Source organism: Lentilactobacillus farraginis DSM 18382 = JCM 14108 (assembly GCF_000583655.1).
GTDB lineage: Bacteria > Bacillota > Bacilli > Lactobacillales > Lactobacillaceae > Lentilactobacillus > Lentilactobacillus farraginis.
Genome location: NZ_BAKI01000035.1, coordinates 1 through 15,521, shown reverse-complemented (window position 1 = coordinate 15,521; position 15,521 = coordinate 1). Strand labels below are relative to the sequence as shown.

The following is a 15,521-nucleotide window of genomic DNA, read 5'->3' as shown; positions in this document are numbered from 1 at the left end:
AATGGCTGAAGCAAAAGAAGTTCGTCATGCTGGTATTGGCGTAGATCTAAATATGAATGGGTTAGGCGACCTGCGTAAAACCAATGGAATGGTAGATAGCCTGCTAGAGTCATTAAAAGAGGCTGATCGAGTAGCCGAAAAGTTTCGCAATTCTTTTAGTGGGTTCGGTGGCAAGTCGAGCCGTGAAATGCAGCAAATGCGGGACGCAGTTAAAGATACTTACCATAGCATGGACTCCGTTAAAGGGAGCACAAGTAAGGCAGCCAATAGCGTGCACAAACTCTTTCAAGAAGTCAAATATACCAGTGATGCAGCTAAGAGGATCAAAATAAATGGCAGTTTTGATAGTGAAATTAGCAATAGCACTCAAAAGGTTAAGAAGCTGGCTAACGAAGCCAATCAATCTGGGAACAAATTTACTGAGATGTTTAGGAAACTTAAGGGCGGATCTTCTGAGTCTAACGGTTCATTTAGTAAGTTGCATGATTCGGCTAAAAAAACATTTGATGAAGTCCATAAGGGGACTCATTTTTTGCGAGATGTTGTGGCAGCCAGCTTCATTTCTAACGCAGCAATTAACACTTGGTATTCTTTGAAAGCCGGAATTGGTAACGCCCTAAAAGCCGGCGAACAATATGATAAAGAACAGCAAGTTATGCACGCCACATGGAACACCCTGACTGACTCATCCGTTAAAGGAGACCGCATGGTCAAAGCCATCAACAACATGTCGGTTGCTTTTGGTCAATCAGCTGGTTTAGTAAACGAACTTAATCAGCAATTCTATCACGTCTTAGATGCCCAAGGGCCGACTGACAGGCTCACTAAATCAGTCTTAACAATGGCTGATACCCTTGGCATGAGTGCTGAAGATACCAAACGATTAGGGCTTAACTTTACGCATATGATGGCTTCATCTAGAATGCAGTTAGGCGACTTCAACATGATTTCAGATCAGTTGCCAATGTTTGGATCAAAGCTACTAGCCTATGAACGTAAGGCAATGGATAATTCCCATCTAACCATGAGTCAATTGCGGAAAGACATGAGTGCTGGCAAGGTTAGTGCTAAGGATGCCGAAAACGTCATGAACTCTTTAGGCAAAAAATATGCTAAGGCATCTGAAAACATGATGAAGACACTTCCCGGTATGGAACGAGTTATGTCGGCTCGAGGAGCAGCCTTGTTTGGTGCTTTGGAAAAGCCCTTTATGAAGGCCAAGAATCCGATATTTGGAGCAATTTCTAAGTGGGTTTCTGACAAAAAGACCGAAACAGAATTCACTAAAGTTGGCTCAGCTGCTTCTAAAGGATTGAACACTATTACGCAATCTTTTGCTAAAGTATTTAATCCTAAAGAAAGCCCTCATTTGGCTAACGATGTGATGAACAGTATTGCTAAGGGCGTTACTAACGTTTCTAATTCAATTGCTCATCATGCCAAGTCAATTGTGGAGTTCTTTAAAAGTTTGTATTACACGGTTAAAATCCTCAAAGATGTTGGTGTTGGTTTTGCTAAAGGTATTGTTTCAGGGCTGAGTGCGATTGTAACTCCGATAGGTAAACTAGCTGGCAATAATAAAAAGATCCATAGCTTTTCAGATGCGCTAAAAAGTATTACTACCCATAAAAAAGGTTTAGAAGATATTGGCAAGGTGCTAGCCGGCATTTGGGCTACATCGAAAGCTATGAAAGGGATCTCTGCAACAAAAAACTTTTTAGGGTTTGGCGAAAAGAGCGGCTTGATTCTTAAACCTAAAGTTAATGGAAAAAGCGGTGAAAAAGAGTTAACGTTATTTGCAAAAGCGATTCGAGGTACTGCTAGAGCAATTGGCAGAAGCTCAAGTGGACAGCAAGCATTGGTTGGAAAGGGGCCAAAGCCGCCACCAGAGGATTGTGGGCAGCTACTAAAGCAACAAGTAGAGCAATTGGTAAAAGCCTTAAATGGACAGCTAAGCTTGCTTATAAAGGTGTAGTTAAAGGACTTTCAGTAATTAAGGTTGCTGCATCTGTAACTGGTAAAGGCATTAAAAAAGCATTTAATTTTCTAAAGAAAAATCCTTTAATCTTGCTGGCAACAGCAGCGGTTGCAGCTGGGACGGCGTTGTACGAGTTGTATAAGCACAACAAAAAGTTCCGCAAATTCGTCAACGGTTTAATTTCATGGGCTAAGAAAGCTTGGAAAGGCGTAACTAAATGGTTTGGAAAGCTAGCCAATGGCGTTCGTAAATATATTAATTACTTGGTTAAAGATGTCAATAAGCGTTGGGGTTGGCTATTCAAGGATATGGCCAAAATAATTAAGGACGCTTGGCGTACTATCAAGAGCCTCATTCAAGTAATCGTTGACGTGTTTACTGGTAAATGGGGTCGACTTGGTAAAGATATTGGTAAGCTAACCAAAAACCTTTGGAGGGATGTTAAAGACCTATTTAAGCTAGGATTCGATTGGGTCAATAAATTAACCGGTGGTCGTCTGGGCGATATAATTAAATGGTTTAAAAACGCTTGGCATGACATCGGCAAAGGATGGAAAGACTTCTGGAATGGGATTGATGATTGGTTTAGTAATCTTTGGAAAGGGATTGTTAAGCACGTTCAGAATGGTATCAACGACATCATAAAAGTTCTAAATGATGGCATTGGTTTAATTGATGGAGTTATCCACATGTTCGGCGGTTCAAGTAAAGCAATCGGTAAGATTGGTTATGTTCACTTTGCCAATGGTACTGGTATGTTTGGCAATCAACGCCGTGAGATTACGAAACCAACTTTAGCAATGTTAAATGACGGCCATGACTCACCTGAAACTGGCAATCGTGAAATGCTGATTCATCCTAATGGTATGAGTGAGTTGATTAAAGGAACTAATGTTAAACGACTGCTAGAGCCGGGAGCCGAAGTCTTGAATGCTTCTGAAACCAAGTTTGCTATGTCGTTAAATGGGATGAGCCACTTTGCTAAGGGAACTGGTTTACTAGACAGCCTTTGGAATGGTGCTAAGAGCATTGGCTCATCGGTTGTTGGCGGTGTTGAAAAAGGATTCGGAGCAATTGGTAACTTCGCTGGTGGCGTTGTTAAGGCCACTAAGAAAGTATTTGATACCGTTAAGTCAATTGTTAAGGATCCAAGTAAATATTTAACTGGACTGCTTAAAAAGCCATCTGGCAAGGGAACTGTTTTATCAGACTTTGCCAATGGCTTTTTTGGTAAGATGAAATCCTCGGCTACTAATTGGTGGAAGTCTCTTTGGGGGATGGTTAATCTGGATGGAGGCAGTGGCGGTGATGCTACCGGACTACTGGCCGCCGTTGAAAAGTATGGTCGTGGTAAAAGATATGTTTGGGGTGCTGCGGGTCCTAACACATTTGATTGTTCTGGACTTGTTATGTATGCTCTAAAACACGCCTTTGGCATTGATTATCCACATTATTCTGGCGCACAATACGGTAAAACAAAGCACATTAGTCGTTCAAACGCTAAACCAGGTGACTTGGTGTTCTGGGGCCCTGGTAAACACGTTGGAGTCTTTGCTGGTGGAAATAAGTATTGGTCAGCATTTGCGCCTAATGGTCATCCAGACATTGGTATGCATTCAATTTCTGGCTCAGTACCAGGATATAGCCCGCTATTTGGTGAGGTTAGGGGATTAGCAAGGAAAACTGCTTCAAAAGGTAAAAAATCAGCTTCTAATAGTATTCAATCGCTCATTAAGAAACAAGTTGGCAGCGGATTCTTCAAATTTATGTCTAAGTTAGCTGATAAGTTTGGCGATAACGGTGATATGGGATCTGTTGGTCTTGCTGGAGATGAAAGTCAACGAGCTAGAGAAATAGCGAAAGCCCTTAAACAAGCTTATCCTTCTGCTACTGATGCCGGAATTGCCGGTATCTTAGGTAACTGGATGCAAGAATCACGCTTAAGCCCCTCGGCAATTAATAGCGCTGATCATGGTACTGGGTTAGGCCAATGGACATTTGGACGTGAAACCGGATTGCGTAACTGGGAGAAAAAGCATGGTTATGCTTGGAACTCTGCCAAAGGTCAACTGGAATACGCACTTCATGAACCTGGCGAATCTGGAGCCTTTAAAGCAGTATTAAGGATGACTAATCCAGCAGAAGCTGCTAGAAAGTTCTTCGCTGGTTGGGAGTCAGGCGGTAATGAAGACGCAACCGGAGGAACTCGTATTAGCAACGCCGAAGCAGCATATAAAGCAATTAAAGGATATGCCAAAGGCGGCCGAATTCAAAAGAATCAACTGGCTAAAGTCCATGAAGACGGCTGGGAACTATTTAAGCCCGATACTGGTGGCTTGATGATTCCACATGAAGCTTCTGAAAAGATCGTTAATGGCCAAAATAAAAAAATGTCAATTGATGCTCGAACCAATTTGACTATTCAAGGTCATGCCGATAGTTCAACAATCAATAAAATTGATGAACGGATTGAAAAACGTAATAACGATCTCGTTGAGAAAATGCGTCAGTTACTAGGCTCAAATGATGAAGGAGGCCTTACGGTATGACCAAAAAATCAGCAAAACATTCTGTTAAAGGTAAGACTTTAACTTACTTGCAAAAGAAATCAACCGAATGGAAATCAACTGTCAGCAAAGATGCTGACCAAATTGATAATGCTAAAAGTACTATTGATAAGGCTAAGGATAAGTTAGACACTTATGATGAATATCTGCAAAAGCAAAATGGATACAACGATCTTAAAGATGCCTATAATGCTAAACAAGATGAAATTGATAAGCAGAAGAAATTATTGAGCAAAACCAAGAAATCTTCTAAGAAAAAATCGATCGAGTCAACCATTAAAGACCTAACTAAGCAGAAAAAAGAAGTCTATCAATCAATTGCTAAGCTTACCAATACCGCTGAATATCAAAAGCAGTTAAAAGCTCGCACAAAAGCCAATCATGCAATTAATGTTGAAAAGAAAAAAATTGATGATATTAACGTAAAAAAGTCAAAGGATAAAAAAATTTATCAAACTTATCACGATGCTTATACTGCTAAGAAAAAGGCGGAAACTAAGAAGAAACAAACTCAAAATCGATCTAAAATTAACGATAAAATTGCAGCTGCCAAGAAAAAATATAAGATACATAAGAATGTGTATCTTAATGGACTAACAACAATTCAGCGAGCAGACGCAATGACTAGTCGAGTTTTTATCTTAGGTGAATCAGATCCATCTGAAACTAACGATCAGGATGTTCCGACTAACGAAGTAGATAACTCAGATCCTCGGACTAACTACGTCGTTCGAAGTTCCAAACAGTTATCAGGAACTTATTATTTATTTGGCAAAACTAGTGACTTAGATAAACAATTTGAAATCTTACAAGGCTGGGCTCGAAAGGGAGTTGAGGTTACGGTGCGTGGCTTTTCAAAATGGGCACACGCCTATCTATCCTCTGTCGGTAAAACAGCCAACACAGCAGGAAACAAGAACTCACTGGCACTATCATTAACTTTTAAGTATGCTATGAAGTCCAAAATTGATTATGCCAAAAAGAAATCAAAGAAAAAAACTAAGTCGTCAAGCACAAAAAAAGGTGGCACCAAGAAAACCACTCATAAAACGGTAACCGTTAAAACAGGGATGACCTATTGGTCAATTTCACAAAAAACGGGAGTGAAAGTTTCTAAGTTAGAAAAGTTAAATAAGTGGCCAGCCACTTCGATCCCAGTTGGGGCGAAAGTGAGGTACGAATAATGCCAGTACATGACTATATTCCAATATCACCTGCTGACATTCCTTATCAGCAAGAGATTGATTTAGATTCAGGGAGCTATTTATTTGGGTTTCAATGGAATGAAATTGATCAGTCGCTTACGGTAGATGTTTATCAACTCGATGGTACACCAATCTGGCTTGGAGAAGTTGCAACTTTAAACCAACCGTTATGGCGCGGTATAAATGCTCCAGGCCTCCCAATTGAAACAATTATTCCAATGGATGAGTCAGGAAATGAAGATGAAATTGATCTCGGAAACTTAGGAGATACCGTGCAGCTATGTATTGATGATATTCCGGATGGTGAGGATTAATGGCAGAAAAAATTACAAGCAAGGGTTACTATTGGGGATATTCGACTACTTTGATTATTAACCATAATGGTAACAAGCTAACACTCTCAGAAAAAAATAATGTACCGATTAATTATGATATTCCTTCTGATGATGGTGGCAGTCCTGCTACCTGTACGGTAACCCTGTTTAATTTATCAAAAACTCATTTGGCCAAGATTAATCAAAATGATCACATTATTGTTTACAGTGGTCCAACTGATCTCTATGGTAAATTAACCGAAGGCACGATCACACAAATTTCTCCAGAGACGCGAAGCGGCATGGATAAGGAAACCCAGATAACTTTTGAAGAAGGACGCGATTATTCAAAGGATAAGCGCCTTTACAGTAATTTTAATGGTTCGAAAATGGTAACTCACACCGTTAAAGCCAGTAACGGAAAATCAATTTCATATAAAAAACGAAAGATCAGCAAGGTTAACATTACGTTCAAAAAAGGAACTAAAGCCAGCCAAATTATTGATCGGATTAAACGTGAGGCAAAAATTGAAATTTCAGCAATTAATTTAAAGAAAAATCATGTTTTCAAAAAAGGATATACGCTATCAGCCAAGCCCTTAGCAGCAATTCAAGCAATTGTAAAGGATTGCGGGAGCACGGTTTATTATCGTAAAGGTGCTTTATATATCGATGATGGTGTTAAGCCTAATCCTTATAATGAACATCTATATCTCACGATGCATCATGGATTGACACAAGAGCCAACCTATAACAGTGATGATGACGGTAAGCCGACATGGACTTTAGAATGCTTTGATGACCCACGTGTTTGCGCAGGGTCGGCAGTTTATGTGAAGTCGACCAATCTTACTGGTCTTAAAAGAGTAAAAAGTGTTGATCATACTCATGACCAGGATTCTTATAAAATGGAAGTGGTAGTTTATGCCTAAGAAAAGAAAAGTCGCGGTTGATGCTAAAAATAAGCAATCCAATTTTTTGAAAAATGAATTTTTGGAATTTTTTAAATCAGAAATTAATTGTCATACGATTGGCCGAGTGATTTCATATGATAAGGTTCATCACCGTTGCGATGTTCAACCACTACCACTTCAATCAGATGGTGATAAACGAGCGGCTTTAACTGAAGTTATTGTTCCTGCATCAGTTTGGCAAATGGACACCTTCTTTAAAAAAATTTGTGCCAATAAAAATGTTAATCTTGATGGTTATAAGCCAATGGCAATTAGCTCCGTTGTCTGGGTTGGCTTTTGTGATCGTGAGATGGACAATTGGTCTGGGAAAAACAACTATAAAATCGATACTAAAAGAATGCACTCCATACAAGATGCGGTGATTGAGGCGGTGATTGAACCATGATTGCATTTGGATTAGACAGCACCGGTGACTTGGATTTTAATCCAAACACTGGTGCTTTTAATATGGTCGAAGATGATGATGAAATTGCCCAGAAACTCAGTTTGTTATTGAACATTAATATTGCTGAATTGCTTTGGAATGAAGATATTGGTCTTGATCATAACGAATTACTTGCTAATGCAGATGACCAAGGGATTATTCAGTCGATTTTATCTGACTATCTGCAAGAACAATGGCCAGATACTTTTGATTCAGTTGAAATTACTAATTTCGAAGCTAATCAACAACAGCGGATTACTTCACTAGAAGCAACGGTTACCCTTACAACTGGTGAAACTGTCACGAGCAGTGTTAGCGTCGATGATCAAGGAGGTGAAGATGATGCCACTAACAGCTAATGGATATGATCGCCCTGAACTAGATGATCTCCGAGACAACATCAATGCTTTGTTTATCAAATATTTTGGCGATGGCATTGATCTAGATGATGAGCAGACGCCAGGAATGATTGCTGGCATTTTATCAGAGGTCGATGACTCGTTGGAAAGTCTGGCTCAAGGAGTTTATAACTCCTTTTTTGTTTTGAAAAGTTCCGGAGCGAATCTGGATGATTTGGCGGCTGAAATTGGTGTTTACCGCAAGCCGGCAACTAATGCTTATGTGTATCTACAAGTTGATGGTTATGTCGACCCAGATTCGCCAACGGTTATTCCAGAAGGGACCCAATTTTCTACCCCAGATGGTCAACTGTTTTCAACCTTGGCAGACATTACGATTACTCAACAAGCAACATATGTTGATAGTGGTGGAAATACGCAACCATTGACTGATGATGATGGTAATCCCTTGGGCCGGCAAACAGTTCAGGCAGTGGCCATGGATACTGGGACAGATTCAAATGTTATGCCGGCAACTATTGTTAATCCAGTTAATTCAATTGATGGCTTTTATGCAGTTACTAACCTGCAAGCAGCTACAGGTGGCACGGATGCAGAAACTGATGATGCGCTACGGCAACGAATTTTAGATAACCGTAAAAGTACCGAGAATAGTACGCCTAATGGCATTCAAACGGCCATTAAAAATCTAACTGGAGTAACTGATGTTCGTTTGGTCAATAACAATACCATGAGTACAGACAGCTATGGGAATCCCGCAAAATCAGTTCATCTTTACGTAATTGGCGGTGATGATAGTCAGATTTCTCAAAAGTTCTTTGATGTTTTACCACCACAGACCAATACCATTGGCTCCGTAATTGGTATGGCAACGGATATAGGTGGTCGTCAACATACGGTTTCGTTTGATCGAGCTGATACGGTACCGATTTATATTGAATTGGATTTGAATGTTAACAGTACGGTTTTTGATACTGATAATGGGCCACAAACCATCAAGACTAATATTTTAAATTATTTTGACACTCTCAATATGGGGGACAAAGTGCTTTATTCAAAATTATTTGGTCCTGGCTATTCACCTGCTGGTGTGACTGATGTTGCTGTTAAATTGGGCACAAATGCTAATACATTGGCTGAAACGGATATTAGTGTCAGTGATTTTCAATTGGCAGTTACCAGCTCTGATCATATTACGATTAACGTGACTGAAAACTAAAGAAGGGGTGCTAAATGTATCAAACCGAAACGGACTTATCTGATAGTACTTTGCGAAATTGGTTAACTTCAATGTTCCCAGCAGTTATGAATCAGGAAGATGAATCAAATAACCAAAACTTATTAAACTTGATCGCTGATCTTCTTAATGAACATAAAAATGACTTGCTCAGTATATCAGATCAGGTTTTATTAAATAATGCCAGTGGGCAAACGCTAACAGATATTGCCCTGGACTATGGCATCAATCGGCTAGATGATGACGATGATTTTTTACGATTTCAAGTTCGTTTACAATTATTGAAAAACCATATGGGCATTACAACTAATGATTTAAAAATGTTGATTGCAACGGTTTTAAATATTGGCACAGATATGTTCGACATTAACGGTACCGATAATCCAGAAGAAGTCGAAGTGACCAATATTCCCTTTGATTTTAATTCTGGTGATAAGGCAGAAGTTAAACGCAAGATTTTAACCAATGCTATTCAGTCAATGCTGCCACCAGAATATTTATTAAAGGATTTACAATATGCAACGACAGTTAACAACCAAATTTATGTGGGAGTTCATGCCCAGTCCTATCCACAAATTACTGTTAAGGAGATGGTTTAATTGGCAACACCAAATGTGGGAATCTTAACTAATGCGGGCAAAAATTTAATTGATCAAGTTAACGCCGGTCAAACTAAAATTACTTTTAGCAAGATTGCTTTTTCTAGTATGGATAATAGCCAGCTGACGGATGATCAGGTTAAAGCATTAACAGCAATCACGCCGCAGGAAGTTGTAGTTAATAATCCAGAAGTTACTCTGGATAATAACACTGGTGAAACTCGAATTCGAGCAACTGGTACTAATGAAGCATTAACTGATGGCGTTTACGTTAAAACCTATGCTGTTTATGCTAAAGATGATTCAGGCAATGAGATCTTATATGGAACTACGGTATCTCCTAATCCTAATTACTTGCCAGAATATGATGGTGTAACTCCGCAAGTAGTTACTTATTCATACAAAGTGAATATTAGCAATACCAGTAATATCACTTTTACTAATTCAAACGACGTTTATGTTTCAGATACTGATTTAGCTGAGGCATTACAGCCTTATGCCAAAACAATCGATGTTAATCAACAACTGGATAAAAAGGTTAACGTTTCTGATATGCGTAAACCAGCTAGCGATGTCGCAGGAATCGACGAAGTTTCCACATTGCAAACTCAAGTTGATAACAGTGCTGTAGGAACTAACCTGTATACCGATACCAAGAATTTTGACAACCCAGCATCATGGCGGGGTTTCGATAGCTGGACAAAAACTACGGATACCTATAATGGATTTGGTGTAATGCAGACAACACAAAGTTGGAATGGACTAAGCCAATATATCCAAGTTAAAAAGGGTGATGTTTTAACTTATAGTGTATATGCAAAATATATAAGTGGTACTGGAACAAGTGAAATCTACTGGACACTAACCAGTCAAACTGAAGGCAATTATAGTAGTGCTACAGAAGATTCAGGCTATAATTATAATAATGTAACTATAACAGATTCATGGCAGAGAGTGTCAAGGACAACAGTTGCCACTAGTGACGGTTACCTTCGCCCTCGACTTGAACGAGAGATTGAAAATACCAATACCCTGCAGATTGCCGGAATTAAATTAGAAAAGGGCAGTGTAGCTACTGATTGGTGCCCTAATCCAGATGATAAAGTAAATGTAGCTGACATGCGTAAACCAGCCAGTGATGTAGCCGGAATTGAAGAAGTTAACGCTAAAGCAGATGATAGCAAAGTTGTCCATACCGCTGATATGCGTAAGCCAGCCAGCGATGTAGCCGGAATTGAAGAAGTTAACGCTAAAGCAGATGATAGCAAAGTTGTCCATACCGCTGATATGCGTAAGCCTGCAAGTGATGTAGCCGGAATTGAAGAGGTTAATGCCAAAGCAGATACCTCAGCAGTTGACCAGCTTAAAACTAACTTAACCAACCAAGTTTCCACATTGCAAACGCAGGTTGATAACAGTGCCGTAGGAACTAACTTGTTACTAGGAACGAGTTCGTCGGAACAGTCATACACGGATAGCTTTTCAACGGTGGCCGGTTGGAGTAGCAATTCAGGGTCCGCTATCCTAGAGGCTACTAATGCCGGGAGCACCTATACCTACTCAATGTATTTAACAAAATTAACAGGTTCTTTTATTTTTGGGTATTGGGCATATGACAGCAATAAAAAATATATTGGATGGTATTATAGTGGTGTTCATTCTTCATCGGGTAAAGTTTCATGGACATTCACAGTTCCTAGCGGCATATCTTATATAGATCCACATGTTGTGCGCAATTCTGATGATTTCACTTGCACAGCAAAAGGAGAAAAACTTGAACTCGGTTCACATGCCACTGATTGGTGTCCTAATCCAGATGACAAAGTGAACGTATCTGATATGCGTAAGCCAGCCAATGATGTTGCAGGAATTGAAGAAGTTAACGCCAAGCAAGATAAGCTAACTATCACACCTGCTGATGATTCCAAAGTCGCCCACCTATCTGGAGCAAACAACTTCGACACCACCCCAACGGTCAACAATAATCCGTTGCTTCTCGCAAGCAGTTTACCGTCTGATCTAGCACGAACAGGTTCAGATCAAGAGTTTACGGGTAAAAATACTTTTGATACTGCGCCAATTGATAAGACAACGGGCAAGCCATATATCACTAAAGATGGTGTCCCAAGCGATGTTGCACGAACGGGACAGGATGCCAACTTTACTGGTAGACTGCAGAAAGGAGGTATCGATGTCGCTACGGCGGCTGACTTAAAAAGCGTTGAGAACTCGGCTTGGCGTATAGCTGATTTATCAAGTAGCAACGGATTACTAAAACCAAAATCATTTTTTTATAGAATTGACGATACCAATAAAACAATGTATTTTCTATTGCCACTGATGTCTACTACGTCTAGCTATGCTCCTTATTCGAGACTAATTGATTTGTCTTCTATCATCCATAACGTTCAATCAGTTAGCGGATATTTCCTTTGGTCTTCAGCAGAATACTATGTTACTTCTTTTGCAGTTATTGGTGCTGGAGATGGTGCTTATATAAAAAATAATTCGCTATTGCATATTGAACAATATAATTATCTTATAACGACAACGCCTACAAACTCTGTCGATTCATTAAAATCTTATAATGGTATATGTTCATTAACTTATGATTCACTTATGAATGACAATTAGAAAGAAGAATATTTTTATGACTTATTATGTAACACTTGATACCGATGATCGGGTATTCAATTTTGGCAAAATATGATATAATTTTTCCGTGGATAACAACGCCTCCAATGTTGCTATTCACACCCAAAGAATATATTCCCCTCAGAATATATCTTTCCAAATTATATTCATATTTCTTATTCATATACCCCAATATATGAAGTAGCGCCTGTCCCCCCCGATAGGTGCTTTTCTTTTGCCCAAAAACAGAAAGGAGCGTGATGCTCATTGCCATTAAGTGATAAGGATCATCAAATGTTGCTGGAACATGGTAAAGAATTATCGGATCACGAACAACGTATTAGTGATCTGAGTAACAAAATGAACGACACATTAAAGAGTGTTAATGAGAGCAACAAATATTTACGGGAACAAAACAATCATATTTTGGAAGCAATCATCAAAGGAAACGAAAAGAATGACACACACAAGCAAGAGATGGAAGTTATCAATCGTCAGAACTTGTGGAAGGTGGTTACCATTGCGATCGGGTCCAGTTCCGTAATTTATTTGATTCTACAACAACTCATTCATTTCTTACATTAGGAGGAGAATATTATGCAAATTTTTAAGCAAATCACTGATGTTTTTAACTGGTTGGAAAGCACCGGCATTCTGGCGGCAATTGCTGCTTTGATTCTGGTGGTAATTAAACAGGTACAGCCATACTTAAAACTGCACATTAAAAATAAACAAATCAATCAGGTTGTTCAGTTTGCACTTACCACTGTTACCAAGTTCGCCACTCTTGAAGGCTTGTCAAAATCTGATCGTAAAAAAGCGGCCGACAAAGATGTCGCTGACTTTGCAGACCAACTTGGTTTGACTTGGGTGACACCAGAAATTGTTGACTCAATCGTTGAAGCAGCCTATCAGCAATTCAAGAAGTTAGGCTACGACAACCACGCACCAAAGACTTCGCCGGAGCCGACCGAAAATTCGGCCGCTCCACAAACACCAGCAAGCTCTGCTTCATCTACTGCACAAGTACCCACTTCGAAGCCTGAAAATGAAGCAGAATCCGCTTCTCAAGCACCTCAAACCATCCAATCAGTAGCAAATTCAGGGAGTGATCAGAATGCCTAAAATTGTAATTGATCTTGCCAGTTACCAAAGATCATCAGTTTCATACTTCAAAACTTTTAAAGCTCATGGAGTTGATGCTGCTATGGTCAAATTGACTGAGGGCACCAACTACTTGAATCCGAAAGCATCCGCCCAAGTGAAGAATGCCTATAAAGTATTTGGTGCAGTTGGCGCTTACCACTTCTTTCATGGAAATGGGACAGCAGAAGCGCGGTACTTTTTGGCTTGGGTCAGGAAGTTTGGACTGGATAAGTCAACAGTTCTAGCAATTGATGTTGAAGCATCCGGATTGCCCTACAATACAACTCCCCAAGTGAACGTCTTTTTGCGCTATCTTATCAATGCCGGTTATAAAAATGTCATCACCTACGGCAGCGGTTCCTGGTTCAATTCTGGACGAATTAAGCGATCGGAACTTATTGACAAGCATATTTGGGTGGCTGCCTATGGCGTATCACAGCCTGGGGTGGCTAATGCAAATAGTTGGCAGTTTACCGATAACTTTAAAGGATTAAAGGTCGACGCTTCGTATGACTTTGATGGCTCACTGTCTGGGAGCAAAACAAGCGCTAAGCCAAGTTACTATCAATCGAAAAAAATTGGCTTGTATGAAGTAACAGCGCCACAACTATGGATCTACAAGAAAAAGAATTTTGGAAAGGCCACTAAAAGCTATCAGGCATTGGCCAAGGGCTCACGTGTGTGGGCGTATGCGGTTAAGTACGGCAAGATTACACATCTAAAGCTGAAGTACGCAAATGGCTATATTTCAAGCAATGCTGAATATATCCGAAGAATTTATTTAAAAAAATAAAAGTGTTTACGTTTTTTCAACCAAAAGTGTAAAAGTGGAAAAATGATGTGAGAACGTTGATACATCAAGCCCACCTCGTTAATTCGGGGTGGGCTTTTTTATTTTTAATACATTGATTTAATATGGATTGCTTTGTATACTTATGTAAAATGATTAAATGAGGGAATTAACTTGAATGGGGTATGTCAAAATTCAGTATATTTTTTTGTTGATGATTCAGGTGTTTTAAACAAAAATTCTCCCTGCAAAGATTTTATTTATGCAGGCTATTCTTTCTTGTCTAAAACAAAAATGGAAGACGCTAAGCGAAGATACCGTAATATGGTACATATTGTTAAAAATGCAACTCATATTGACGGTGAGATTAAAGCTTCAAAACTAGAGAAAAAGTATAAGAATAAGTTATTTAAAGTATTTAAATACGAACAAAGCTTTTCTGTTGCTGTTGATATTTCTAAAGTTTATGATCACATATTAGGATCAAAAAATTCTATCCACCGATATAAGGATTATGTTTTAAAGCGTATCATTAAATCCGAAATTTTGAATTATATTAATAAAAATATTATAGATGCCAAAGATGATTTAAAAATTCATATCTATTTAGATGAGCAAGCAACGGCTACTAATGGTGTCTATACTCTTAAAGAGTCTATCTATGAAGAACTGGCCGAGGGCATTTCAAACTATGATTACGGAACGTTTCACGATCCGGTAATGGAAGGGAAAGTTATAGTCTCGGTAGAATATTGTGATTCATCCATGAATTATTTAATTCAAAGCGCCGATATATTAGCCAACAGAATCGAAAATTCTTATTATTTTGGTGACCAAAGTCTAAGAAAAATTCCCAATCATTTATGCTTGAATATGCCATAGTCTTCCTTTATACTAAACATGCAGGCGGAACTGGTACCGTACTGGCCACAGCAGGGTTGCGATAGAAATATTAAGCGTAATTTAAGTACGCCGTCCTTGCTGGATTCCCTGGCAAAGGGAATTTACATAGACTGTTTCCCATTCCATATAATGGAGTGGGATTTTTTGCGTATTGAAAAAGTAAAATTAGCCGGATAACTGTTTACATTTTTCATAAATATAGATACGATAAAAATAAAATTCTCTTGTTTTCTTCCGACATTTTTACTGCGTAATTCAAAATACTCTCAAATATCGTCAAGTATTTGCAAAGCATTTCAAAATACAGAATGCCTATGAATGCTTTTTATACCAAGTGATTTCAAGCATCTTAAATTACTGTGAAATATGCTTAAAATTACAGCTCTCATAC

14 protein-coding genes are annotated in these 15,521 nt (G+C 39.0%); all 14 read left to right on the top strand.

Annotation, left to right across the window (positions count from 1 at the left end; translation table 11 throughout):
* Position 1: 1 nt before the first annotated feature.
* The 14 genes from JCM14108_RS10475 (at position 2) to JCM14108_RS10410 (ending at position 15,109) form a co-directional block, all read left to right on the top strand.
* A complete protein-coding gene (locus JCM14108_RS10475) occupies positions 2–1,975 on the top strand; it encodes a tape measure protein (protein WP_035180726.1) in 1,974 nt (657 codons plus the stop codon).
* The gene (locus JCM14108_RS14120; protein ID WP_051996141.1) at positions 1,894–4,527 is read left to right on the top strand and encodes a phage tail tip lysozyme; all 2,634 of its coding nucleotides are present in this window, start codon (positions 1,894–1,896) and stop codon (positions 4,525–4,527) included. Before JCM14108_RS10475 ends, JCM14108_RS14120 begins: the two co-directional genes overlap by 82 nt.
* Entirely contained in the window at positions 4,524–5,729 is a 1,206-nt protein-coding gene (locus tag JCM14108_RS10465) for a LysM peptidoglycan-binding domain-containing protein (RefSeq protein WP_035180725.1), read from the top strand. The genes JCM14108_RS14120 and JCM14108_RS10465 overlap by 4 nt, the downstream gene beginning before the upstream one ends.
* The gene (locus JCM14108_RS10460; RefSeq protein WP_035180724.1) at positions 5,729–6,064 is read left to right on the top strand and encodes a phage baseplate plug family protein; all 336 of its coding nucleotides are present in this window, start codon (positions 5,729–5,731) and stop codon (positions 6,062–6,064) included. Before JCM14108_RS10465 ends, JCM14108_RS10460 begins: the two co-directional genes overlap by 1 nt.
* Positions 6,064–6,996: a hypothetical protein gene (locus JCM14108_RS10455; RefSeq protein ID WP_035180723.1), complete on the top strand. Its 933-nt coding sequence runs from the start codon at positions 6,064–6,066 to the stop codon at positions 6,994–6,996. The genes JCM14108_RS10460 and JCM14108_RS10455 overlap by 1 nt, the downstream gene beginning before the upstream one ends.
* A gap of 46 nt (positions 6,997–7,042) precedes the next feature.
* Entirely contained in the window at positions 7,043–7,423 is a 381-nt protein-coding gene (locus tag JCM14108_RS10450) for a hypothetical protein (RefSeq protein ID WP_152536938.1), read from the top strand.
* Positions 7,420–7,821, top strand: coding sequence for a contractile injection system sheath initiator (locus JCM14108_RS10445; protein ID WP_035180721.1), 402 nt, complete (start codon positions 7,420–7,422; stop codon positions 7,819–7,821). The genes JCM14108_RS10450 and JCM14108_RS10445 overlap by 4 nt, the downstream gene beginning before the upstream one ends.
* Entirely contained in the window at positions 7,802–9,040 is a 1,239-nt protein-coding gene (locus JCM14108_RS10440; protein WP_160168513.1) for a baseplate J/gp47 family protein, read from the top strand. The genes JCM14108_RS10445 and JCM14108_RS10440 overlap by 20 nt, the downstream gene beginning before the upstream one ends.
* Positions 9,041–9,054: 14 nt before the next feature.
* Entirely contained in the window at positions 9,055–9,657 is a 603-nt protein-coding gene (locus JCM14108_RS10435) for a hypothetical protein (protein ID WP_035180719.1), read from the top strand.
* Positions 9,658–12,291: a hypothetical protein gene (locus tag JCM14108_RS15485; RefSeq protein ID WP_051996139.1), complete on the top strand. Its 2,634-nt coding sequence runs from the start codon at positions 9,658–9,660 to the stop codon at positions 12,289–12,291.
* Between the two features lie 267 nt (positions 12,292–12,558).
* Positions 12,559–12,876, top strand: coding sequence for a ParB family protein (locus tag JCM14108_RS10425; protein WP_235807162.1), 318 nt, complete (start codon positions 12,559–12,561; stop codon positions 12,874–12,876).
* Positions 12,877–12,888: 12 nt separating this feature from the next.
* The gene (locus JCM14108_RS10420) at positions 12,889–13,416 is read left to right on the top strand and encodes a phage holin, LLH family (protein WP_035180717.1); all 528 of its coding nucleotides are present in this window, start codon (positions 12,889–12,891) and stop codon (positions 13,414–13,416) included.
* Positions 13,409–14,230 (top strand): GH25 family lysozyme, encoded by an 822-nt coding sequence (locus JCM14108_RS10415; RefSeq protein WP_035180715.1) that lies wholly within the window; start codon positions 13,409–13,411, stop codon positions 14,228–14,230. The genes JCM14108_RS10420 and JCM14108_RS10415 overlap by 8 nt, the downstream gene beginning before the upstream one ends.
* A 171-nt stretch (positions 14,231–14,401) precedes the next feature.
* On the top strand, positions 14,402–15,109 hold the full coding sequence (locus tag JCM14108_RS10410; RefSeq protein WP_035180714.1) for a DUF3800 domain-containing protein: 708 nt from the start codon (positions 14,402–14,404) through the stop codon (positions 15,107–15,109).
* Positions 15,110–15,521: the final 412 nt, after the last annotated feature.